Annotated in this window: 21 protein-coding genes and 1 pseudogene; 16 read left to right on the plus strand and 6 right to left on the minus strand. The window is 61.0% G+C overall.

Annotated features, from left to right (window positions below):
* Nucleotides 1–58: 58 nt before the first annotated feature.
* Nucleotides 59–838, minus strand: a complete 780-nt coding sequence (locus AO356_RS01470) for an ABC transporter substrate-binding protein (protein ID WP_060738277.1) — start codon at nt 836–838, stop codon at nt 59–61.
* A 605-nt stretch (nt 839–1,443) separates the two neighbouring features.
* On the opposite strand from AO356_RS01470, the pseudogene AO356_RS01475 reads away from it, so the two are divergent.
* Nucleotides 1,444–1,588, plus strand: a pseudogene (locus tag AO356_RS01475) (fructose-bisphosphate aldolase); the annotation flags it as partial.
* A 233-nt stretch (nt 1,589–1,821) separates the two neighbouring features.
* Here AO356_RS01475 and AO356_RS01480 read toward each other — a convergent pair.
* Complete coding sequence (locus AO356_RS01480) at nt 1,822–2,256, minus strand: rhodanese-like domain-containing protein (protein WP_060738278.1); 435 nt, start codon at nt 2,254–2,256, stop codon at nt 1,822–1,824.
* A gap of 103 nt (nt 2,257–2,359) precedes the next feature.
* Here AO356_RS01480 and ftrA point away from each other — a divergent pair, with 103 nt between their 5' ends.
* Nucleotides 2,360–3,319, plus strand: coding sequence for a transcriptional regulator FtrA (gene ftrA, locus AO356_RS01485; RefSeq protein WP_060738279.1), 960 nt, complete (start codon nt 2,360–2,362; stop codon nt 3,317–3,319).
* Between the two features lie 166 nt (nt 3,320–3,485).
* Here the strand turns inward: ftrA and cobF are convergent, their stop codons facing one another.
* Nucleotides 3,486–4,244 carry a precorrin-6A synthase (deacetylating) gene (gene cobF, locus AO356_RS01490; RefSeq protein ID WP_060738280.1) on the minus strand — a complete coding sequence of 253 codons (759 nt, stop codon included), beginning with the start codon at nt 4,242–4,244 and terminating at the stop codon, nt 3,486–3,488.
* A complete protein-coding gene (locus tag AO356_RS01495) occupies nt 4,241–4,819 on the minus strand; it encodes a histidine phosphatase family protein (RefSeq protein ID WP_060738281.1) in 579 nt (192 codons plus the stop codon). The genes cobF and AO356_RS01495 overlap by 4 nt, the downstream gene beginning before the upstream one ends.
* Before the next feature lie 300 nt (nt 4,820–5,119).
* Here AO356_RS01495 and AO356_RS01500 point away from each other — a divergent pair, with 300 nt between their 5' ends.
* The 11 genes from AO356_RS01500 to AO356_RS01550 all read left to right on the plus strand — a co-directional run bounded on the left by AO356_RS01500 (nt 5,120) and on the right by AO356_RS01550 (nt 15,230).
* Nucleotides 5,120–5,974 carry a MurR/RpiR family transcriptional regulator gene (locus tag AO356_RS01500; RefSeq protein ID WP_060738282.1) on the plus strand — a complete coding sequence of 285 codons (855 nt, stop codon included), beginning with the start codon at nt 5,120–5,122 and terminating at the stop codon, nt 5,972–5,974.
* Nucleotides 5,975–5,976: 2 nt separating this feature from the next.
* A complete protein-coding gene (locus AO356_RS01505) occupies nt 5,977–6,621 on the plus strand; it encodes an isochorismatase family cysteine hydrolase (protein ID WP_060738283.1) in 645 nt (214 codons plus the stop codon).
* Nucleotides 6,618–7,970, plus strand: coding sequence for a glutamine synthetase family protein (locus tag AO356_RS01510; RefSeq protein WP_060738284.1), 1,353 nt, complete (start codon nt 6,618–6,620; stop codon nt 7,968–7,970). The genes AO356_RS01505 and AO356_RS01510 overlap by 4 nt, the downstream gene beginning before the upstream one ends.
* Entirely contained in the window at nt 7,954–8,706 is a 753-nt protein-coding gene (locus tag AO356_RS01515) for an N-formylglutamate amidohydrolase (RefSeq protein ID WP_060738285.1), read from the plus strand. The genes AO356_RS01510 and AO356_RS01515 overlap by 17 nt, the downstream gene beginning before the upstream one ends.
* 70 nt (nt 8,707–8,776) lie before the next feature.
* Nucleotides 8,777–10,126 carry an APC family permease gene (locus AO356_RS01520; RefSeq protein WP_060738286.1) on the plus strand — a complete coding sequence of 450 codons (1,350 nt, stop codon included), beginning with the start codon at nt 8,777–8,779 and terminating at the stop codon, nt 10,124–10,126.
* A 111-nt stretch (nt 10,127–10,237) separates the two neighbouring features.
* Nucleotides 10,238–11,254, plus strand: a complete 1,017-nt coding sequence (locus AO356_RS01525; protein ID WP_060738287.1) for an arginine N-succinyltransferase — start codon at nt 10,238–10,240, stop codon at nt 11,252–11,254.
* 52 nt (nt 11,255–11,306) lie between these two features.
* Complete coding sequence (astA, locus tag AO356_RS01530) at nt 11,307–12,341, plus strand: arginine N-succinyltransferase (RefSeq protein ID WP_060738288.1); 1,035 nt, start codon at nt 11,307–11,309, stop codon at nt 12,339–12,341.
* Between the two features lie 204 nt (nt 12,342–12,545).
* Nucleotides 12,546–13,319 (plus strand): hypothetical protein, encoded by a 774-nt coding sequence (locus tag AO356_RS01535; protein WP_060738289.1) that lies wholly within the window; start codon nt 12,546–12,548, stop codon nt 13,317–13,319.
* Nucleotides 13,316–13,957 (plus strand): hypothetical protein, encoded by a 642-nt coding sequence (locus AO356_RS01540; RefSeq protein ID WP_060738290.1) that lies wholly within the window; start codon nt 13,316–13,318, stop codon nt 13,955–13,957. Before AO356_RS01535 ends, AO356_RS01540 begins: the two co-directional genes overlap by 4 nt.
* A 38-nt stretch (nt 13,958–13,995) precedes the next feature.
* Nucleotides 13,996–14,178 (plus strand): hypothetical protein, encoded by a 183-nt coding sequence (locus tag AO356_RS01545; RefSeq protein WP_060738291.1) that lies wholly within the window; start codon nt 13,996–13,998, stop codon nt 14,176–14,178.
* Between the two features lie 182 nt (nt 14,179–14,360).
* On the plus strand, nt 14,361–15,230 hold the full coding sequence (locus AO356_RS01550) for an isocitrate lyase/PEP mutase family protein (RefSeq protein ID WP_060738292.1): 870 nt from the start codon (nt 14,361–14,363) through the stop codon (nt 15,228–15,230).
* A gap of 233 nt (nt 15,231–15,463) precedes the next feature.
* Here AO356_RS01550 and AO356_RS01555 read toward each other — a convergent pair whose 3' ends face one another.
* The gene (locus AO356_RS01555) at nt 15,464–16,693 is read right to left on the minus strand and encodes an acyl-CoA dehydrogenase (protein WP_053120907.1); all 1,230 of its coding nucleotides are present in this window, start codon (nt 16,691–16,693) and stop codon (nt 15,464–15,466) included.
* Nucleotides 16,694–16,882: 189 nt separating this feature from the next.
* Between AO356_RS01555 and AO356_RS01560 the strand changes: the two genes are divergently transcribed.
* The 3 genes from AO356_RS01560 to AO356_RS01570 all read left to right on the plus strand — a co-directional run bounded on the left by AO356_RS01560 (nt 16,883) and on the right by AO356_RS01570 (nt 19,451).
* Complete coding sequence (locus AO356_RS01560; protein WP_060738293.1) at nt 16,883–17,812, plus strand: LysR family transcriptional regulator; 930 nt, start codon at nt 16,883–16,885, stop codon at nt 17,810–17,812.
* A 186-nt stretch (nt 17,813–17,998) separates the two neighbouring features.
* A complete protein-coding gene (locus AO356_RS01565) occupies nt 17,999–18,400 on the plus strand; it encodes a MerR family transcriptional regulator (RefSeq protein WP_057447765.1) in 402 nt (133 codons plus the stop codon).
* A gap of 151 nt (nt 18,401–18,551) precedes the next feature.
* Complete coding sequence (locus AO356_RS01570) at nt 18,552–19,451, plus strand: hydroxymethylglutaryl-CoA lyase (protein WP_060738294.1); 900 nt, start codon at nt 18,552–18,554, stop codon at nt 19,449–19,451.
* Nucleotides 19,452–20,105: 654 nt separating this feature from the next.
* On the opposite strand, the gene AO356_RS01575 is transcribed toward AO356_RS01570, so the two are convergent.
* Entirely contained in the window at nt 20,106–21,803 is a 1,698-nt protein-coding gene (locus tag AO356_RS01575) for an AMP-binding protein (RefSeq protein ID WP_060738295.1), read from the minus strand.
* Nucleotides 21,804–21,865 lie beyond the last annotated feature (62 nt).

Raw genomic sequence — 21,865 nt, forward strand, 5'->3', positions numbered from 1 at the left:
TCGCCCATGAAAAAGGTGGCCGGCCGGGTCAACGACGGGCCACCTCGGGGGTCAGCGATTAATTCCCGTAGACGTCAAAGGCGAAGTATTTGTCCTGCACTTTCTTGTACGTGCCGTTGGCGCGGATTTCGGTGATGGCTGCGTTGAATTGATCGGCCAGGGCCTTATCGCCCTTGCGCACCGCAATGCCGGCACCGCCGCCGAAGTATTTCGCATCTTCATAGGTCGGGCCGACGAAGGCGAAACCTTTGCCGGCGTCGGTTTTCAGGAAACCTTCGTCGAGGTTCACCGAGTCGGCCAGCATGGCGTCGAGGCGGCCGGCGACCATGTCCAGGTTGGCTTCCTGCTGGGAGCCGTAGCGCACCAGGTCGATGCCGGCGGGCACCAGCACTTCAGTGGCGAAACGGTCATGGGTGCTGGCGCGCAGCACACCGACTTTCTTGCCCTTGAGTTCGGTCAGTGGGTCCTTGATGTTGGAGCCTTCCTTCATCACGAAGCGCGCTGGGGTGTGGTAGTACTTGATGGTGAAATCGACGTTTTTCTTGCGATCGTCGGTGATGGTCATGGACGACAGGATCGCGTCGATTTTCTTCACTTTCAGCGCAGGGATCAGGCCATCGAACTCCTGCTCGACCCAGACGCACTTGACCTTCATCTGTTCACACAGCGCATCGCCGATATCGACATCGAAGCCGGCCAGCTTGCCGTCGGGGGTTTTCATCGAAAAAGGCGGGTAACCGGCTTCGATCCCGAGGCGGATCGGCTTGGCGTCTTCGGCCACGGCCGACAGGGACAACACGGACAGTGCCAGGGCACCGAACATGGCTAGCTTCTTCATTTTCGCTCCTGAGTGTGCAGGGGTTTTTATTGGCAATTATTGGCAGATTCGTAGGCAGGTTCGGTCAACGAGGAACCGAAGTGGCCGGGAGTCTAGAGGGGTGCTCAGGAGGGGAATTGTGTAGAAGCGACAATTAGTTATAAAAATAGCTTGATTTGTAACAGGCCAAAGCGAGGCAGCCTTATAGCCGGCCTGTCTCTTTGTCGTACTCCGCCCCAACTGTGGGAGCGAGCTTGCTCGCGAAAGCGGAGGATCAGTTTGCGGTGATGTCGATTGTGACGACGTCATCGCGAGCAAGCTCGCTCCCACAAGTTTTTGACGCTCCGCGTTCCGCTTCTGAAATCAATTGCTCCTCTGGCCTTCTGAAAATCTCGTAGGAATTCACTCACCGTGGCGAGGGAGCTTGCTCCCGCTGGGCTGCGAAGCAGCCCCCTCTTTTCGTCAGACCAACCCCATGCCCAGGGTTTACGGCAGCTGCGCCACCGAGCGGGAGCAAGCTCCCTCGCCACTGGGTTTGTGGGCGTCCTACAGGTCGGTTGTTGCCTCACCCCCCCTTCTATAGTCTGGTTCACCTGCTGGCTTTGGTCAGTGGGGAGGGTTTCGCACTCATGGCCTGTACTACCCTGCGCGATTCAGCCGAGGCCGACATCAACACCATCACCAACATCGCCAACATCGCCCGGATCATGGTCCAGGATGTGGCGGATGTTTTTTGGGGTGATTGAACAGCGCGGGCTCGAAGAGCAATAAAGCTTCCCTGAGAAGCGAGCTTGCTCAGCATCCTCATCGACAGTTACATCGCCTTCGCGAGCAAGCTCGCTCCCACAGGGTGAACGCGTTCACTCTGAACCAGGCCGGCTATATGGCCGCCTCGCGTTTGATTTTGATCTGGGGCGCCCCGTTAAACCACGCTGGCCGATCACAGGCATTTGCGCAGCGGGCATCCCGGCATGAATGCCGGGATAGCCACGCAGGGCAAAAAGTCAGCAGTCGCAGCGGATCGCCTCGTCCGCCACGCGCTCCACCAAGCCGGTCAGGCGAAAGCCTTCATCGAGCCACCCCATGACGCCACCGATCATTTCCTTGACCGGATACCCCAAGGTCGCCAGACGCACCGCCGCCTTGTTCGCACCATTGCAGTGGGGGCCGGCGCAATACACCACGAACAGGCTGGTCTTGGCATAGGCGGCCAATGCCTGGGCGGTGAGCGTGCGGGTCGGCAGGTTGATCGCCCCGGGGACGTGGCCGCGTTCGTAGGCCAGCGGCCCGCGTACATCCACCAGCACAAAATCGACATTGCCGGCCTGTTGACTGGCGTGAACGTCGGAACAATCCGTTTCGAATGACAGACGACGGCTGAAATGCTGTAGGGCGATATCGGAAGGGGCGGCAGGCACTTCGCGAACCAGGCTAGTCATGGGGGTGTACTCCAAGGGTAGATAAAGGCGTGAAGAGACTTTATCCCCCCGAAGCTTACGGCTACAGTGGCGTACAAGACACTCTGTGGGAATTTTCCGACAAATGCAGCCTCTCCCAGGTCTGGTCGCGATCCTTGCCTACGACGGCCTATGCACCTTTGAATTCGGCGTTGCCGTCGAAATCTTCGGATTGGAGCGGCCGGAATTCGATTTCCCCTGGTACGAGCATCGGATCGTCGCGGTCGATGACGGTCCGATGCGCGCCATGGGTGGCTTCCAGGTATTGGCCGATGGCGGCATGGAACTGCTCGAAACCGCCCGGACCATTGTCGTGCCAGGCTGGCGCAGCCGCAGCGAGCCACCTTCCGAGGCGTTGCTCGATGCACTACGCCGGGCCCACGCCCGTGGGGCGCGCCTGCTGTCGATCTGCTCCGGGGCCTTCGTACTCGCCGCCGCCGGGCTGCTCGATGGCCTGGGCGCCACGACTCACTGGCGCTACACCGACGAACTGGCCAAGAGTTTTCCCGCCGTCCGGGTCGACCCGGATGTGCTGTACGTGGACTCAGGACAGGTCATCACTTCGGCAGGCAGCGCTGCCGGCATCGATGCCTGCCTGCACCTGGTGGCACGGGATTATGGCGTCCAGGTCGCCAACACCGTAGCGCGCCGTTTGGTCATGTCACCACAACGTACGGGTGGCCAGGCGCAGTTCATTCCTTCGCCGGTCAGCCGTACGCCACGCAGCGACCTGTCGAGCGTCATGCAATGGGCCCGTGAGCGCCTGCACGAACCCCTCGGTGTGCGCGAACTGGCCAGCCAGGCGGCCATGAGCGAACGCACCTTCCTGCGCCACTTCACCCAGGCCTGCGGCGTGTCGCCCAAGGCCTGGCTGCAACACGAACGCCTGGCCCGGGCTCGCGAACTGCTGGAAAGCACCGGCGACAACACCGACAACATCGCGCAACTGTGTGGCTACCGCTCGGTGGAAAGCTTTCGCGTGGCGTTTCGCAGCGTCGTGGGGTTGGCGCCGTCGGTGTATCGGGAGCGGTTTGGGCGGGGGTAAATAGCCTACTGGCGATGAAGCTGTCGAACGCTGTCAGGGCGAGGGAATAAGGTGGGAGCAAAGCTTGCTCGCGATATGAGCGCCTCGATTTCTGGAAGACCTACATCGCCTGTATCGCGGGCAAGCCTTGCTCCCACCTACCTCTCGCCACAGGTTGATGGCGGCATCATTGAGGCTTACGCAACAAATACGTATCCATGATCCACCCATTGGCTGTTCGCGCGGCCTTGCGGGTGCGTTCGATGTCATCGGCCACGTCCCCCAGCCGGCCGGCGATCAGGATTTCATCCGGCGTCCCCACATAGGCGCCCCAGTAAATCTGCGTATCGGGATCACTCACCTGGCGGTAGGCATCCTCGGCATCGAGCATCACCACCACGCTCGCCGCGTCGCCCACCTGCCCTGCCGACAAGCGGCGTCCGGTGGTGATTTCCAGCGCACCACCAATGCTGTTCAACGGCACTTTATGCCGGGCGGCCAGGGCCTGGACACTGGTGATGCCGGGGATCACCTCGAATTCGAAGGCGCAACGGCCCCCGTCGAGAATAGCCTGCAGGATGCGCACGGTACTGTCGTACAACGCTGGATCGCCCCACACCAGAAAACCGCCATGCTCCCCGTCGGACAGTTCTTCATCGATCAAGCGTTCGAAGGTGGCCTGTTTCGCACGGTTCAGCGCTTCGACGCTGTCCTTGTAGTCCAGGTCGCCGCGTTGGCGTTCCGGGCTGTAGGTTTCGACGAAACGGTAGGTGCGATCAACGATGTAGCGTCGACAAATTTCGCGCCGCAGGTCCAACAGTTTGTCCTTGGCCGGGCCCTTGTCCATGAGGAAGACCACGTCCAAACGGTTCAAGGCTTTCACAGCCTGCATCGTCAGGTGATCCGGATCGCCGGCCCCAATGCCAATGACTGACAGCATTTTCATCGCGGCGACTCCTGGCCAGGTTCCTGGGTGCGAAATCGCCATACGCCGTTGAAACGCAACTCCAGGGTGGACAACGGTTCAATGTCGATTCGATTGAAGGTGGCGGCCGGGCAGCCCAAGACGGTCATCAAGGCTGCGCGGATCACGAAGGGGTGGGTGACGGCCAGCAGATGACCCGGTCGGGTTTCCAGGCTGACCAGCCAATCCCCGACCCGGCGACACAACCGGGCGACGGATTCACCGCCATGGGGGGCCGCCTCGGCATCGTCGAGCCAGGTTTGCAGGGCCTGCGGTTCCACCTTGAGCAATTCATCGATGGACAACCCGCGCCAGCGTCCCAGATCGCAATCTGCCAGGGCCGGGTCCACCTCAAACTCGTCGCCGAACAGCGCGGCCGTCTGGCGAGTGCGCAGTTCCGGCCCGCACAGCAGTTGCCGGACGTTTCGATAGCCATGCCCGACCTGCCCGCTTCGCCTCAGCCAGTCGGCGTCCAGCGCTTCGTCCACGCTGAAGCGCGCCTGTTTCTGGGCAACGGTGCGGGCGTGGCAGATCAACGTCAGGCGAGTGGCTTGCACACTGGATTCTCGGGTAATCGAACGGGTCGCATGGACGGGATATTCACGGGTTTAGTTGTACAGCACCTTATACGAAATCAAATAACTGAGACAAAAAGGCGCTATGTCCGACATGTCCAAGACACAACGCCTGACATACTCATTCCACCTGGCCGAGACCAACTCCTACAGGGTTTTCGCACAACTTTGGAGCATTTTAAACGGAACGTAAAAACCACTGGACATGTAGCACCAGCTACATAAATACTGTTTTCAGGAGTTATGAAAGAAATTCAACATTCATCCAGGCAAGGAGCACGGATGCCGCCCCTCAGAGACCTGATCACCGATCCCGGCCTGGTGTTGACGCCGTCGGAACGCAAGGTCGTACGTGCCCTGCTCGATCACTACCCACGCAACGGCCTCGGTCCGATGTCACGCCTGGCAGACCATGCCGGCGTCAGCGACCCGACCATCGTGCGGCTGGTGAAAAAACTCGGGTTTGGCGGTTATGCCGAATTCCAGGATGCGCTGCTCAGTGACATGGACCATCGCCTGCGCTCCCCTCGCACGCTGCTGCAACCGCGGGCCAAACTGCAGCAAGGCGATACCTGGAGCCAGTACCTGGCCGCCAGCCAACGCAATCTCGTCGACACCCAGGCCCTGACCCAACCCGAAGACGTGCGCATTCTCGTGCAGTGGTTGCTCGACAGCCGCCACCAGGTGCATTGCTTCGGCGGGCGCTTCAGCAGCTTCCTGGCCCATTACCTGCTCAACCATTTGCGATTGCTGCGCGCCGGCTGTTTTGCCCTGGAAGACAATGCCCAACTGCCTGACCGGCTGTTCGACGTGCAGCGCCAGGACGTGGTGCTGATTTTCGATTACCGCCGCTACCAGGCCCAGGCCCTGCGCGTGGCCAGCGCGGCCAAGGCGCGGCACGCCCGGGTCGTCCTGTTCAGCGACGTCTATGCTTCGCCGTTGCGCGAGCTGGCCGACCTGATCATCAGCGCCCCGGTGGAATCGGCGTCGGCCTTCGACAGCCTGGTACCGGCGCTGGCCCAGGTCGAGGCCCTGATCGCCTGCCTGACCCTGCAATGCCCCGAGCTGGCCGAACGCCTGGAAGGCATCGACGCCCTGCGCACGGAATTCAACACGCACCTGCTGGAGGAAAAGTAAGGATGTTCTCGCTCCCCCACCACTCGCCCCGGGATTTGCCGTTCACCCGCCAGCACACGGCCCTGCTGTTGGTAGACATGCAACGCGCCTGGCTGGAACCGCAATTCGATGCCCACCTGCACAGCCCCGAGGCCGAGTATTTCCTCCAGCGGGCTCGCCAGCAGGTCATTCCCAACCAGCAGCGCTTGCTCGAGGCGATGCGCGCGGCGCAGCACAACGTGTTGCACACCCACATCGAAAGCCTCACCGCCGATGGCCGCGACCGCTCCCTGGATCACAAGCTGTCGGACATGCACCTGCCCAAGGGCAGCCCCGAGGCGCAGATCATTGCCGAACTGGCGCCGCAGGAAAACGAAATCGTGCTGCCCAAGACCTCCTCCGGGGTGTTCAATTCCACCAACATCGATTACGTGCTGCGCAACCTGCAGACCCGGCACCTGATCGTCGCCGGAATCGTCACCGACCAGTGCGTCGACATGGCCGTGCGTGACGCCGCCGACCGCGGCTACCTGGTCACGCTGGTGGAAGACGCCTGTGCGACCCACACCGAACAACGGCACCTGGCGTGCCTGAACGCGATCAAGGGCTACTGCTGGATCACCGACACCGACACCGTACTCGCTCGTTTGCAGGAGATGCAGCCATGAGCCGTCTCGATGCCGCTGCCCTCCTCGCACCGCTGCCGGTCACGACCCTGGTGACCACCGACCTGATCGGCGTGACCCGCGGGCGCTCGTTTCCCAGCGATGAGTTGCCCCACTACGTCACCGCCGGTTGCGGCTGGGTGCCGGCCAACAGCGCGTTGACGCCCCAGGATGTCATCGCCTCGACCAACCCCTGGGGCGCCTATGGCGACCTGCGGCTGGTACCGGACCTGTCCAGCCGGGTGACCGTCAACAATGGCCCCGATGCCCAGGCGCCGGCCCTGGACTTCATCCATTGCGATATCCGGGAGACCGACGGCCGCCCCTGGAGCGCCTGCCCGCGCACGCTGCTGCAGGACGAAGTGGAGCGTTATCGCAGCGAACTGGGCCTGCAGGTTTTCGCCGCGTTCGAACATGAATTCAACCTGGCTGCCGCGCCTGCGCAGCCTGATCGCCTGGCCTTCAGCCTCCAGGCCCAGCGCCAGCAGGCCGGGTTCGCCGGGTGGCTGCTCAGTGCCCTGCGGGCCGGCGGCGTCGAACCGGAAATGTTCCTGCCGGAATACGGCAAGCAGCAATACGAGATCACCTGCCGCCCGACCCTGGGCGTGGCCGCTGCCGATCGGGCAGTGAACGTACGGGAAATCACCCGCGAGATCGCCCGGCAGATGGGCCTGGACGTGAGTTTTGCCCCCAAGACCTCGGAAAATGCCGTGTGCAACGGCGTGCATCTGCATCTGAGCCTGCAAGACCTGAGCGCAGACCCGGTGCTGCATGACGCTGCCAGCAGCAATGGCTTGTCCAGCCTCGGCCAGCATTGGGCCGCGGGTGTGCTGCACTATCTGCCGGCGCTGTGCGCGCTGACCGCGCCGACGCCGTTGTCCTACGAGCGCCTGCAACCTCATCATTGGAGCGCATCCTATGCGTGCCTGGGACAGCGCAACCGCGAAGCGGCGCTGCGCATCTGCCCGACCGTGAGCCTGGGTGGCAAGCCGCTGGCGAACCAGTACAACCTGGAGTTTCGCGCCATGGACGCCACCGCCTCACCGCACCTGGCGATGGCCGCGCTGTTGATTGCCGGGCGGCTGGGCATCCAGCACCGATGGGCATTGAACGCTGTCACCGATGAAATACCCGATGAGCTGGATGAAACACAACGTCGCGCCCGTGGCATTATCGCCCTGCCGACAACCCTGGCCCAGGCACTGGACTGCCTGCGCCACAGCGGGGCGCTGCTCGAGGCCCTGCCCGGCCCGCTGGTCGAAACCTATTTCGCCTTGAAGGCCCAGGAGCAGGCCTTGACCCAGGCGCTCTCACCTGCCGAGCGTTGCGAGCACTATGCACGAATCTATTGAGTGTGCTGAATCGGGCCTCTACACCAGGCCAGCCTATCGACTGACCCGGGAGGAGTCCGACCACCCGGTGCTGCTGGTGTGCGAACACGCCAGCCGTTTCATTCCCGCGGCGCTGAACGACCTGGGCCTGGATGAAACCGCGTCCCAGGAACACATCGCCTGGGACATCGGCGCGCTGCTGCTGGCCGAACGCCTGTCCGAAACCCTCGGCGCGACCTTGCTGTCGGCCAATTATTCACGGCTGTTGATCGACCTCAACCGCCCGCTGCACGTGCCGGACAGCATTCCGCCCCAGAGCGAGATCTACCAGGTCCCGGGCAACCACGACCTGGACGAGGCCACGCGCGAGTATCGCCAGCAGTGCCTGTTCCATCCCTTTCATGATCGCTTGCGGGCGCTGATCGACCGACGCCTGGCCGCCAACCGGCCAGTACGCGTGGTGGGCATCCACAGTTTCACCCCGGTGTTCTATGGCCAGCCGCGCGCCCTGGAAGCCGGTGTGCTGTTCGGCGAAGCCAAGGAATACGCCCAGCGCATCGTCGACGGACTGAGCCGGCATTCGCTGCGGGCAGCGGGCAACCAGCCCTACAAGATCAACCCCCTGACCGACATGACGGTCCCGGTGCACGGCGATGGCCGCGGCCTGGATTCGGTGCTGATCGAAGTGCGCAACGACCAACTGCGCAGCCCCGACGGGGTACGGACCTGGAGCGCATACCTGGCGCCCCTGCTGTAGCGGCAGCGGAAGTGACCAACGACAGACAGCAAGCAAGCGCAACCTATACAGCTGAAAAGGAAAACGGCTCATGAGCATCGAGGCATTTGGCTACAAGCAGGAATTGAAACGCGGCCTGTCGCTGACAGACCTGGTGGTATACGGGATGATTTTCATGATCCCCATCGCACCGTTCGGCGTGTATGGCTACGTCAACGCCGAGGCTCCGGGAATGGTGCCGCTGGCGTACATCATCGGCATGGTGGCGATGCTGTTTACCGCCTTGAGCTACGGCAGCATGGCCCGGGCCTTTCCGGTGGCCGGCTCGGTCTATTCCTACGCGCAACGAGGCCTTAACCCACACGTCGGGTTCATCGCTGGCTGGCTGATGCTGCTGGACTACCTGCTGATCCCGCCGCTGCTCTATGTCTACGCCGCCATGGCGCTGAACCATTTGTACCCGGACATTCCCAAGGTCGGTTTCATCCTGGCATTCCTGGTGAGCGCGACCTTCGTCAACCTGCGGGGCATCACGTTCACCGCACGGATGAACATCATTTTCCTGCTGGCACAGCTGGTGGTGCTGGGGATTTTCCTGTTCTACGCCTGGAATGCCCTGCACGGCGGGGCCGGCCACGGCCAACTGACCCTGGCGCCGCTGTACAGCCCGGAACACTTCAACTTCGCCCTGCTGATGCAAGCCGTGTCCATCGCGGTCCTGTCGTTCCTGGGCTTCGACGCCATTTCCACCCTGGCCGAAGAAATCAAGGGCGACCCGGGCCGCAGCGTCGGCAAGGCTGCGTTGGTGACCTTGCTGGTGATGGGGGCGATTTTCGTGGTGCAGACCTGGATCGCCACCGACCTGGCAGCCGGCATGGGCTTCAAGTCCGCCGATACCGCCTTCTATGAAATCGCCGAATTGGCGGCCGGCAGTTGGCTGGCCACCTTGACCGCGGTGGCCACAGCCCTGGCCTGGGGCGTAGCGGTAGCGATCACCTCCCAGGCAGCGGTGTCGCGCCTGTTGTTCGGCATGGCCCGGGACGGCCAGTTGCCCAAGGTGCTGGCCAAGGTCCATCCGAAACACAACACCCCCTACATGAGCATCTACCTGGTGGCGGTGCTGTCGTTGCTGATCTGCTACCTGTTCATCAACGCCGTGGACACCCTGACCTCCCTGGTCAACTTCGGCGCCCTGAGCGGCTTCATGTTGCTGCACATCACGGTCATCAACCATTACTGGCGCCGCCAGCGGTCCGGCCAACTGATTCGTCACGTGATCTGCCCGCTGGTCGGCTTCGTGATCGTCGCGGCCATCATGTACAACATGGGCGTGGCCGCGCAGAAACTCGGCCTGATCTGGATCGCCGCGGGTGTGGTCTATCTGTGCCTGCTCAACAAATTCGGCAGTCGTACCGCCCTGCCCGATCCGGCGGGTCAATGAGAAACGGCGGTCGAAGGGTTCGGCCAGCCATGGTTGTAACGCGTGGACATCGACAGTGATCGTCAAGCCCGGTGCCGGTCACCGGGTTCTCTGGGAACAGGAGTGCAATCCATGCTGGCCTTACGTCCAGTTCAATTAGCCGATCTGCCGCAACTGCAACGACTGGCCCGTGACAGCCTGGTGGGCGTCACGTCGCTGCCGGACGATACCCGGCGGCTGGAGGAAAAAATCCTCGACTCGTGCGCCTCGTTCGCCGCCGATGCGCAGGGGCCGGGAGCCGAGAATTACTTTTTCGTCTTGCAGGACCTGGAATCCGGACGCCTGGTCGGTTGTTCGGAAATCCTCTCCAGCACCGGTTGCAACGAACCGTTCTACAGCCTGCGCAACCGGCCGTTTTCCAGCGAATCCCGGGAGTTGAACATCCAGCACGGCGTACCCGCGTTGTCACTGTGCCAGGACCTCAACGGGCAAACACTGCTGCGTGGCTTCCACATCGACGCCGGACGGGTGCGCACGCCGGAATCAGAGCTGCTGTCCCGGGCCCGGCTGATGTTCATCGCCGCCCACCCCCAGCGTTTTGCCGAATCGGTCATCACCGAAATCGTCGGTTTCAGCAGCGAAGACGGCCAGTCGCCCTTCTGGGACGCCATCGGCCAGCACTTCTTCGACCTGCCCTACGTCGAAGCCGAACGGTTGTGTGGCTTGCAAAGCCGGACCTTTCTCGCCGAGCTGATGCCGCAGTACCCGATCTACGTGCCCATGCTGCCACCCGCAGCCCAGGCTTGCATCGGCCGGGTGCATCCCGACGGCCAGGAAGCCTTCGACATCCTCGAGCGCGAGGGTTTCGAGACCAACAGCTACGTCGATATCTTCGACGGCGGGCCGACCTTGCATGCCCGTATCGCCAATATCCGTTCCATCACGCAAAGTCGCACCACTACGGCCAGGCAGAGCCCGCAGATTGACGCACGGGGCCTGTACCTGGTGAGCAACGAGCACCTTGCCAGCTACCGGGCCATCGTCGCCGAGCTGGACGTCGGCGCCGACGGCCCTGTGGCCCTGTCGCCCGCCATGCTGACGGCCCTGGACATCCAGGATGGCGCGCGGATCCGGGTGATTGCCCTATGAACCTCACGCGATCCCATGGCCTGCACCGACGTTTGGATGAAGGAGCTGCATCATGATTGTCCGTCCGGTGGCCCTCACCGATCTGCCTGCCTTGCTGGACCTGGCCCGTTGCGCGGGCCCGGGGTTTACCAGCCTGCCGGCCAACGAAGAGCGTCTGGCCCACCGCGTTCGCTGGGCCCAGCGGACCTTCGCCGGCCAAGTCGAACGTGCCGACGCCGACTACCTGTTCGTGCTCGAAGACGATGACCGGCAGGTGGTGGGCATCAGCGCCCTGACCGGGGCGGTGGGGCTGCGTGAGCCCTGGTACAACTATCGGGTCGGGGTCACGGTCAGTTCGGCGCCGGAGTTGGGAATCCAGCGGCAGATCCCGACGCTGTTTCTCAACAACGAGATGTCCGGGCAATCGGAAATCTGCTCGTTATTCCTGCACCCCGAGCAACGCCACGGGCACAACGGACGCCTGCTGTCCCTGGCGCGTCTGCTGTTCGTGGCCGAGTTTTCCCAGCTGTTCGGCGAAAAACTCATTGCCGAGCTGCGGGGCCATGCCGACGAACAAGGCTGTTCGCCGTTCTGGGACAGCCTGGGACGGCATTTTTTCCAGAAGGATTTCAGCTACGCCGACCAGTTGTCCGGGATGGGCAACAAGTCGTTCATCGCCGAGCTGATGCCACGCCAGCCGCTGTACACCTGCCTGCTCACCGAACAGGCCCAGGCGGTGATCGGCAAGGCTCACCCGAACACCGAACCGGCCCTGAAAATCCTCAGCGCCGAAGGTTTCAGCCATAGGGGCTACATCGACATTTTCGACGGCGGCCCGGTGATCGAAGCGCCGGTGTCGAAAATCCGCAGCGTACGCGACAGCCAGACACTGACCCTGGCCATTGGTACTCCGGACGAACAAGCACCGGTCTGGCTGATTCACAACCGGCGCCTGGAAAACTGCCGCGTCACCAGCGCCCGCGCACGCCTGCATGGCAACAGCCTGCTCGTCGATCGCCTCACCGCCAAACGCCTGCAAGTGCAACCGGGTGATACGGTGCGCGCCGTGGCATTGTCCAGACAGGGGCAACAGGCGGTGGCGGCGTAGCCCTTTCTCGCGTCTCGTACACCGATATCCGATCACCGCCGCCCCGGCGGCCGGTCTCATCGCCCTACCAAAAGCGCAGCGTTACCGAGTCTTTAACAACTCAAGTATTGTTCATCGGCAATACTTCCCGACAATTCCATAATTGCCTCCACCCCCTCCCAAAACCATACTTGTGCCCATCGCCCTACTGTAACGAACCCGCTCATGATCAAGACTCTGATTTCCACGCACCGGCTGCCTGAAGAGATCGCAGAACAAATAAAAACATTGGACATGACCGCGCAAATCAATCAATTAATTGCCGAGCTGAACAACCAGCCAACATTTACCGATGCCCGTTCTCGACGTGCAGCCATCATGAACATTACCAACTTGCACACGGCCACCATCACGTTGCATTGCACGAACATTGGCAATATCAGCATCAAGCCACTGACATCCGTCGATGTCTCTTCGCAACTGTATTCAATACCCGGCCGAAGTATTCTGTTCGCCGTTGATCGCCCCTTCGACGTACAGCGATATACCCTCGAGGGGCATCGGCTTGAAAAGGCCGACACCGTACGCATAGATAAAAACAACCCACTGGTGATCGATGGCAGCCGGACACTCTTTGACTACTGCCGCCCAGCGCAAACGAACACCGGGCTGGTAGGCAGGATCAATCTGCCGGACAGGAGTGCAGACATCGGAGTATTCGATCGTGCCTCGTTACGCAAGGTCGCCTGGCTACCCCATGACGACAGCGCCGCCCGCTACCTGGTGAGCCTGGAGCTGCTCGAAACGGTTCAAGACCCCGAACGCAGCCGCGTCGCCGGGGAGCTGATCTACCACTATCACCCGGCCGTGGCGTGGAAAGCCTTCCAGGTGCTCTATCGGGCCAATCCCCAGGACGCCTTGAGCTACATTGCGCTGCTGAAAAAACACCAGGATTCGCGCCTGGACAATTTGCTCCAACCGTTCGAGCAGGCGGCATGAAGCTGGAAGCCTTTGTCGAGCGATTGAAAACCCATGACCTGCAGCGAGATAGATCCCGGATTATCGAAGACCTGCGACAGTTGGCCAACAATCGCACTTTGTTGAGCGATCATCTGTACGCCACGATCCAACGAGACGGCTTTGATACACGCAGCAGCCTCTACAACGCCTATGGGTTTGTTCTGCACCGCAATGACTCGTTTACCCTTCGCTTGAATTTCTGGGCACCGGCAGGAACCCCTGATGAAAAAGAAACGTTCATCTATAACCTGAACCACAGCCACGACTTCGAGATTTATGCCGTTGGCTACAGCGGTGACGGCTATACCACTATCACCCGCGAGATACTCGACGACCTACCGCTGCAAAAGAATAAGAGACCGCGCCTGGGTAAAGCGCGACGACTAAAACTTGCACCCGGCGAAGTGCTGTACATGCCCGCACTCAAAGAAATCCATAGACAGATCCCGCCAATGTCAATGTCGGCCTCATTGAGCCTGCTCGTCCATCCGCAACATTGGCTCAAACTCGATGAAGCCTGGTGTTTCGATAAGGACTACCGACCGCTTCACCCGGGTGTAGCGACGCAAGAAATCGCACTATTCACAGACACGTTGTCATTGCTCAACACCGGATAGTCATTTCGTTGTCCGGTATTTAAAAGAAGGAGAAAAACATGAATAACCTGATGCAAGACTGGGAGGAAACGCCCTTGTTGCGAGCCAGCACTCAGGTGATCGACACCGCTACGCAGTTGATCAACGAAATCCAATGCACAATCCCCGGGTTCCCCACTCGCTTCAACGTTGCAAACATCCACGAGATCAAGCAACTGTGGAGCGTGCCAACCTCAGACTGAGCGACACACCAAGGACGCTTTCGCTGGCCGCAGACTTACCGGGTCTGCGGCCTCTTCCCATGCAGCGAACGCATCGCCCATACACATTCGTCATCATCTTTACGCTTGCCACGTGATAGCCTTTGGATCTTTCGGCGTTGACACTTTTGTTCAAGCCTTTCCATTCCATTGGTGGAACTCATATGTCCAGGCTTTCCCATCAAGATTTGCGTCGTAACTTTCGTCAACTGCTGGCTTCCAAGACCTGCTACCACACCGCCTCGGTGTTTGACCCGATGTCGGCGCGCATCGCCGCCGACCTGGGTTTTGAAGTAGGTATCCTGGGAGGCTCGGTCGCGTCGTTGCAAGTATTGGGCGCGCCGGACTTCGCCCTGATCACCCTCAGCGAGTTTGCCGAACAGGCCACCCGTATCGGTCGCGTGGCCCAGTTGCCGGTCATTGCCGACGCCGATCATGGCTACGGCAATGCCCTGAACGTGATGCGCACCATCATTGAACTGGAACGGGCCGGCGTCGCGGCGCTGACCATCGAAGACACCCTGCTGCCGGCCCAGTTCGGGCGTAAATCCACCGACCTGATCGGTGTCGCCGAGGGCGTCGGCAAGATTCGGGCAGCGCTGGAAGCACGCGTCGATCCGGAAATGGCGATCATCGCCCGGACCAACGCCGGGATCTTGCCAGTCCAGGAAATCATCAGCCGGACCCAGCAATATGAGCGTGCCGGGGCCGACGGGATTTGCATGGTGGGCGTGCAAGACTTCGATCATCTGGAAAAAATCAGTGAAAACCTGACGGTGCCGTTGATGCTTGTCACCTACGGCAATCCACTGCTGCGCGACGACAAGCGCCTGGCCGACTTGGGCGTCCGCGTGACCATCGACGGCCACGGCGCCTACTTCGCCGCGATCAAGGCCACCTACGACAGCCTTCGCGAACAACGGCAGATCTTCACCCAGGCCTCGGACCTCAGCGCCACCGAACTGACCCACACCTACACCCAGCCCGAGGACTACATCCGCTGGGCCGAGGAGTACATGAGCGTCAAGGAGTAAGAAGGCTCACTGTCCTGGAGGCCGCCATCGCGAGCAAGCTCGCTCCCACAATGGGTTGGCGGTGCGACGCCTATCTCGGGCACACCCCACACTCCCTGTGGGAGCGAGCCTGCTCGCGATAGCGGCGGTTCAGCTTGCATGAGTGTTGGATGTGCCAACGCCATCGCGAACAGGCTCGCCCCCACAGGGGATTTGTGGTGAGCGCGATGGCGTTGCCAGGGTGAAACAGGCCTTCAGCGCCCGCTACGCAACATTTCCTTGGGCACGTACTTGCCGATCTCGAACTTGCCAATGGCGGCGCGGTGGACTTCATCCGGGCCGTCGGCCAGGCGTAGGGTGCGTTGCATGGCGTACATGTAGGCCAGCGGGAAGTCGTTGGAAACCCCGGCACCACCGTGGATCTGGATCGCCCGGTCGATGACCTTCAAGGCCACGTTCGGCGCGACGACCTTGATCTGGGCGATTTCACTTTTCGCCACCTTATTGCCCACCGTGTCCATCATGTACGCCGCCTTCAACGTCAGCAGGCGCGCCATGTCGATCTCCATCCGCGAGTCGGCGATCTTATCGATGTTACCGCCCAGACGCGCCAACGGCTGGCCGAAAGCAGTGCGGCTGACGGCACGTTTGCACATCAATTCCAAGGCGCGTTCGGCCATGCCGATGGAACGCATGCAGTGGTGAATCCGGCCTGGGCCCAGTCGACCCTGGGCTATTTCAAAACCGCGGCCTTCGCCCAGTAGGACGTTTTCGTACGGCACCCGCACGTTATCGAACAGCACTTCGGCATGCCCGTGAGGCGCATCGTCGTAGCCAAACACCGGCAGCGGCCGGACGATCTTGACCCCGGGGGTGTCCACCGGGACCAGGATCATCGAGTGCTGGGCATGGCGCGGCGCATCGGGGTTGCTCAGGCCCATGAAGATCAGGATCTTGCAGCGCGGGTCGCAGGCGCCCGAGGTCCACCATTTCTTGCCGTTGATCACCCACTGGTCGCCGTCACGCTCAGCGCGGGCAGCCATGTTGGTGGCGTCCGAAGAGGCCACGTCCGGTTCGGTCATGGCGAAGGCCGAACGAATCTCGCCGCGCAGCAGCGGCTCGAGCCAGCGTTGCTTCTGTTCTTCGTTGGCGTAGCGCACCAGCACTTCCATGTTGCCGGTGTCCGGGGCCGAGCAGTTGAACGGCTCCGGCCCCAGCAGCGAGCGCCCCATGATCTCTGCCAGCGGCGCATATTCCAGATTGGTCAGGCCGGCGCCCAACTCGGACTCCGGCAGAAACAGGTTCCACAGGCCTTCTGCCTTGGCCTTGGCCTTGAGTTCTTCCATGATGGCCGTGGGTTGCCAGCGGTCGCCCTCGGCCACTTGTCGTTCGAACACTGCTTCGGCCGGGTAGACGTAGGCATCCATGAACGCCGTGACGCGTTCACGCAGTTCCTGAACCTTGGGGGAATAGGCAAAATCCATGAGCAGCACCTTCTTGGCAGAGGTTGTTTTAGGTCATGAAATCGATGCTAGTTCAGCTACGAAAATTTACCTAACCTATTCTCGGCGTGTATTAACATTCATCACCGATATATGTTTCACTGATTCGCATCGCCACCCGGCACCTCACAACAAGCCTAAGAACAAGCCCAAAAATAAGAGTGCAGCGCCATGAATCTGAGCAAGGTCGACCTCAACCTTTTCATTGTCTTCGATGCGATCTACACCGAAGCCAACCTGACCCGCGCCGGGCAGATCGTCGGCATCACTCAGCCAGCGGTGTCCAATGCCCTGGCGCGTCTTCGCGAGACCTTCAACGACCCGCTCTTCGTGCGCACCGCCCAAGGGATGGTGCCGACGCCCATGGCCCAGAACATCATCGGCCCGGTGCGCAATGCCTTGTCGCTGCTGCGGGTGTCGGTGCAGGAAAGCCGGATCTTCAACCCGCTGCAGGCGGTCAAGACCTACCGCATCAGCATGACCGACCTCACCGAAGGCGTGATCCTGCCGCTGCTGTTCCAGCGCCTGCGCCGCCTGGCGCCAACCGTGGCGATCGAGAGCTTCCTGTCCAAGCGCCGTGAAACCACCAAGGAACTGGCCGCCGGCCGCCTCGACTTCGCCGTGGACGCGCCGCTCAATACCGACCCACAGGTGCGCCACGTCAAGTTGATGGAAGATCGCTACGTGTGCGCCATGCGCAAGGGCCATCCGCTGGCGGGCAAGGAAAAGATCACCCTCGATGATTACCTGGCCCAGACCCACGTGCACATTTCCAGCCGCCGCAACGGGCTGGGTTACGTCGACCTGGCCCTCGGCAAGATGGGCATCCAGCGCAAGATCGCCCTGCGTTCCCAGCATTACCTGATGGCCTCCCAGGTGCTGCAGCAGACCGACATGGTCATGACCGTTCCCGAGCGCTTTGCACGGCGTCACGATTTGCACGCCTTCCTGCTCCCGGTCAACGACGTGCCCCCGGTGGAGACCCATCTCTACTGGCACGAAAGCACCGACCAGGACCCGGCCAACCGCTGGATGCGCGAGCAGATGATCGAGCTGTGCCAACAGGTGACGGCCCATGAGAAGAAGCTCGATAAGGTTTAAAAGATCGAAACGGTGGGAGCGAGCTTGCTCGCGATAGCGGTAGACCGGCCAATATCCATGGCGACTGATACGACGCCATCGCGAGCAAGCTCGCTCCCACAGGGTTTTGTGCAGAACCTCACTGCTTGACGCGAACGTCAACCTGCCTTTAGCTTAGCGCCAGCCCCTTTCGTTTCGAGCGCTTCCATGAGCAGCCAGACCTACAGCATCTCCGACCTCGCCCGCGAATTGGATATCACCACACGGGCCATCCGTTTCTATGAAGAACAAGGCCTGTTGAGCCCGGAGCGACGGGGCCAGGAGCGCATTTATTCGCCGCGGGACAAGGTCAGCCTGAAGCTGATCCTGCGCGGCAAGCGCATTGGCTTTTCCCTGGCCGAGTGCCGCGAGCTGATCGAACTCTACGACCCCTCCAGCGGCAATCAGAAACAGCTGCACAGCATGCTGGCGAAAATCGCCGAGCGCCGGGAACAGCTCGAACAGCAATTGCTGGACATCGAACAGATGAAACTGGAACTCGACACCGCCGAAGAACGCTGCATCCAGGCGTTGGAGCAGACAATCAAGGGCGAGGAAATCGTCCAGTAACACTCTCCCTGTGGGAGCGAGCTTGCTCACGATAGCGTCGGATCAGTTGGAGTTGATGTGGCTGACACACCGCTATCGCGAGCAAGCTCGCTCCCACAATGGGTTCATCATTGCGCTCGACATATTGGCAACTCACCACAGGTCAATCCCCATGTCCCTCCCCTCCTTTGTACGCTTGATCGAAGTCGGCCCCCGCGACGGGCTGCAGAACGAAGCACAGCCCATCAGCGTCGCCGACAAGGTGCGCCTGGTGGATGCCCTGAGCGCCGCCGGCCTGGGCTATATCGAAGTCGGCAGTTTTGTCTCGCCCAAGTGGGTGCCGCAAATGGCCGGGTCCGCCGAGGTGTTCGCGCAGATCCAGCGCAAGCCCGGCGTGACCTATGGCGCCCTGGCGCCGAACCTGCGGGGGTTTGAAGATGCGCTGGCGGCGGGCGTGAAAGAGGTGGCGGTGTTCGCCGCCGCGTCCGAAGCGTTTTCCCAGCGCAACATCAACTGCTCCATCAAGGACAGCCTGGAGCGCTTCGCGCCGATCATGGCGGCCGCAAAACAGCACGGTGTCAGTGTGCGCGGCTACGTGTCCTGCGTGCTGGGTTGCCCCTATGAAGGGGCGGTCAAGCCTGAGCAGGTGGCGTGGGTCGCCCGGGAACTGTATGCGATGGGCTGCTATGAGGTCTCCCTGGGCGACACCATTGGCACCGGTACCGCTGGCGCCACACGCAGGCTGTTCGAGGTGGTAGGCGCCGAGGTGCCCCGGGACAAACTCGCTGGACACTTCCACGATACCTACGGCCAGGCCATGGCCAATGTCTACGCCAGCCTGCTGGAAGGCATCGCGGTGTTCGACAGCTCCATCGCCGGCCTTGGCGGTTGCCCGTACGCCAAGGGCGCCAGCGGTAACGTCGCCACCGAAGACGTGCTGTACCTGCTCGACGGGCTGGGTATCGAAACCGGTGTCGACCTGGACGCACTGATCGCCGCGGGCCGACAGATTTGTGATGTGCTCGGCCGCCCGAGTGGTTCGCGCGTGGCCAAGGCCCGCAACGCACACTGAGGTGTTACCGCCGGCTTTGTAACAGGGGCGAAACGAGTAACACGGAAACAATTTGTCAGGTTTGGTCGGTCAGAATTTTCAGGCGAAAATCACAAGTATTTGATTTATATAGATTTTTAAAAGTTGGCACGCCACCTGCTATATCTCTTGCATAACAAGAATAAAAAAACGCAGCAAACCCAATAAAAACAAGACGAAACGACTCTGACATAACAAAAACAACACGGCAGAGACGCAGCTAACAGATTTTTTTGGAGAAGATGTGCTTTTCAGGGTGCTTCCAGGAGCAACCCGCAACCGGGCAGAGAACAATAAAACTACCTTCAGGTAGCTCCCGAATCGGTTGGATCGCCAGGCGAAAAAGCAGATCAGCGCTCAAAAAAATACGTTTGCTCTTGATCCCGGATGGGGATCGCCAAAAACAGCGGTAAAGGGCCACGGCTACCAAAAACAACAACAGGCCGCCCCTCAATAATAAAAAAAGAGCACGCGACGACAAAATTAAAGGGGAGCTTCGGCTCCCCTTTGTGCTTTCCCGGATGTCACATTTCCCCCTGTGGGAGCGAGCTTGCTCGCGATGACGGCGACACAGCCAACCTATCTGTCAACTATCCCACCGCCATCGCGAGCAAGCTCGCTCCCACAGTATTGGGGCTAGTTTTGCTTATCGCGCAGCTCTTCGATGCTGATCTCGCGCATGCGGAATTTCTGGATCTTGCCGGTGACGGTCATGGGGAATTCTTCGACGAATTTGAAATGACGCGGCGTCTTGAAGTGGGCGATGCGCTCCTTGCACCAGGCTTGCAGCTCTTGCTCGCTGGCGCTGTGGCCAGGATGGAACTTGATCCACGCCACGATTTCTTCGCCATAGCGTGAACACGGGATGCCGATCACTTGCACGTCCGCCACCGCCGGGTGGGTGAAGAAGAACTCCTCCAGCTCACGGGGGTAAATGTTCTCCCCTCCACGGATGATCATGTCCTTGTTACGCCCGACGATGCAGACGTAGCCCTGCTCATCCATAGTCGCCAAGTCGCCGGTGTGCATCCAGCCCTCCGGGTCGATGGCATCGGATGTGCCCTTGGGGTTGTTCCAGTAGCCGAGCATTACGCTGTAGCCGCGGGTACACAATTCGCCGACAGCGCCCCGCGAGACGAGATTGCCCGCCTCATCAATAATCTTGCTTTCCAGTTGCGGCTGGGTGCGGCCGACGGTGGTTACACGCAGTTCCAGTTCGTCTGAAGGACCGGTCTGCAACGACACCGGGCTGGTTTCCGTCATGCCGTAGGCAATCTGCACTTCGGCCATGTGCATTTCGTTGATGACCCGTCGCATCACTTCGATGGGGCATGTGGCCCCGGCCATGATGCCCGTGCGCAGGCTAGACAGGTCGAAGTCGCCTCGCTGCGGCTGGTCCAGCAGGGCAATGAACATCGTGGGCACGCCATACAACGCAGTGGCTTTTTCTTCGGCCACGGCCTTGAGCGTCAGCAGCGGGTCGAAGGCATCGTTGGGGTAGATCATGGTGCTGCCATGGGTCATGCAGCCCAGGTTGCCCATGACCATGCCGAAGCAATGGTAGAGCGGCACCGGGATCACCAGCCGATCGCCGGCCGTCAGGCCCAGGCTTTCACCAACCATGTACCCATTGTTGAGAATGTTGTGATGGCTGAGGGTTGCGCCTTTGGGAAAGCCCGTGGTGCCGGAGGTGTACTGGATATTCACCGGCTGATCGAACCGCAGGCTGGATTGACGCTCGGCCAGTTGTCCAGGCGTCACCGCCGCGCCCAGGGCGGCCAGTTGCGACCAGGGCAGGAAGCCTGCCGGTGGTTGGGAATCGAGGCTGATCACACCGCGCAACTCCGGCAGGCGCTCACTCTGCATCTGGCCGATCGGTTGCTCTGCCAGCTCTGGCGCCAGCGTTTGCAGCATGGCGTGATAATCCGAGGTCTTGAACGCACCGGCGCACACCAGCCATTGGCATCCGGATTGTTTGAGCACGTATTCGAGTTCGGAAACGCGATAGGCCGGATTGATGTTGACCAGAATCACACCGAGCTTCGCACTGGCGAACTGGCTGATACACCACTGGGCGCAATTGGGCGCCCACACGCCGAGGCGATCGCCGGTTTTCAAGCCTAGCGCCAACAACGCTCGGGCGTGCAGATCGACGGCCTCGGCCAGTTGTTGCCAGGTGTAGCGCAGCGATTGATGGCGAACCACCAACGCCTCGCCCTCCGGATAACGGGCCACCGTCTGGTCGAAAACCTCGCCGATGGTTTGGGCCAGCAAGGCCTTGGCCGCAGAACCACGGGTGTAGCTGAGCTGCGAATGCGAACCGGGTTGATCCATGACGCCCCCTCTTGTCTTTATTAGTGGGTGTAGCGGTAACCTGATGCAACAACATGCCTTGG

Source organism: Pseudomonas fluorescens (assembly GCF_001307275.1).
GTDB classification, from domain to species: Bacteria; Pseudomonadota; Gammaproteobacteria; order Pseudomonadales; family Pseudomonadaceae; genus Aquipseudomonas; species Aquipseudomonas fluorescens_AA.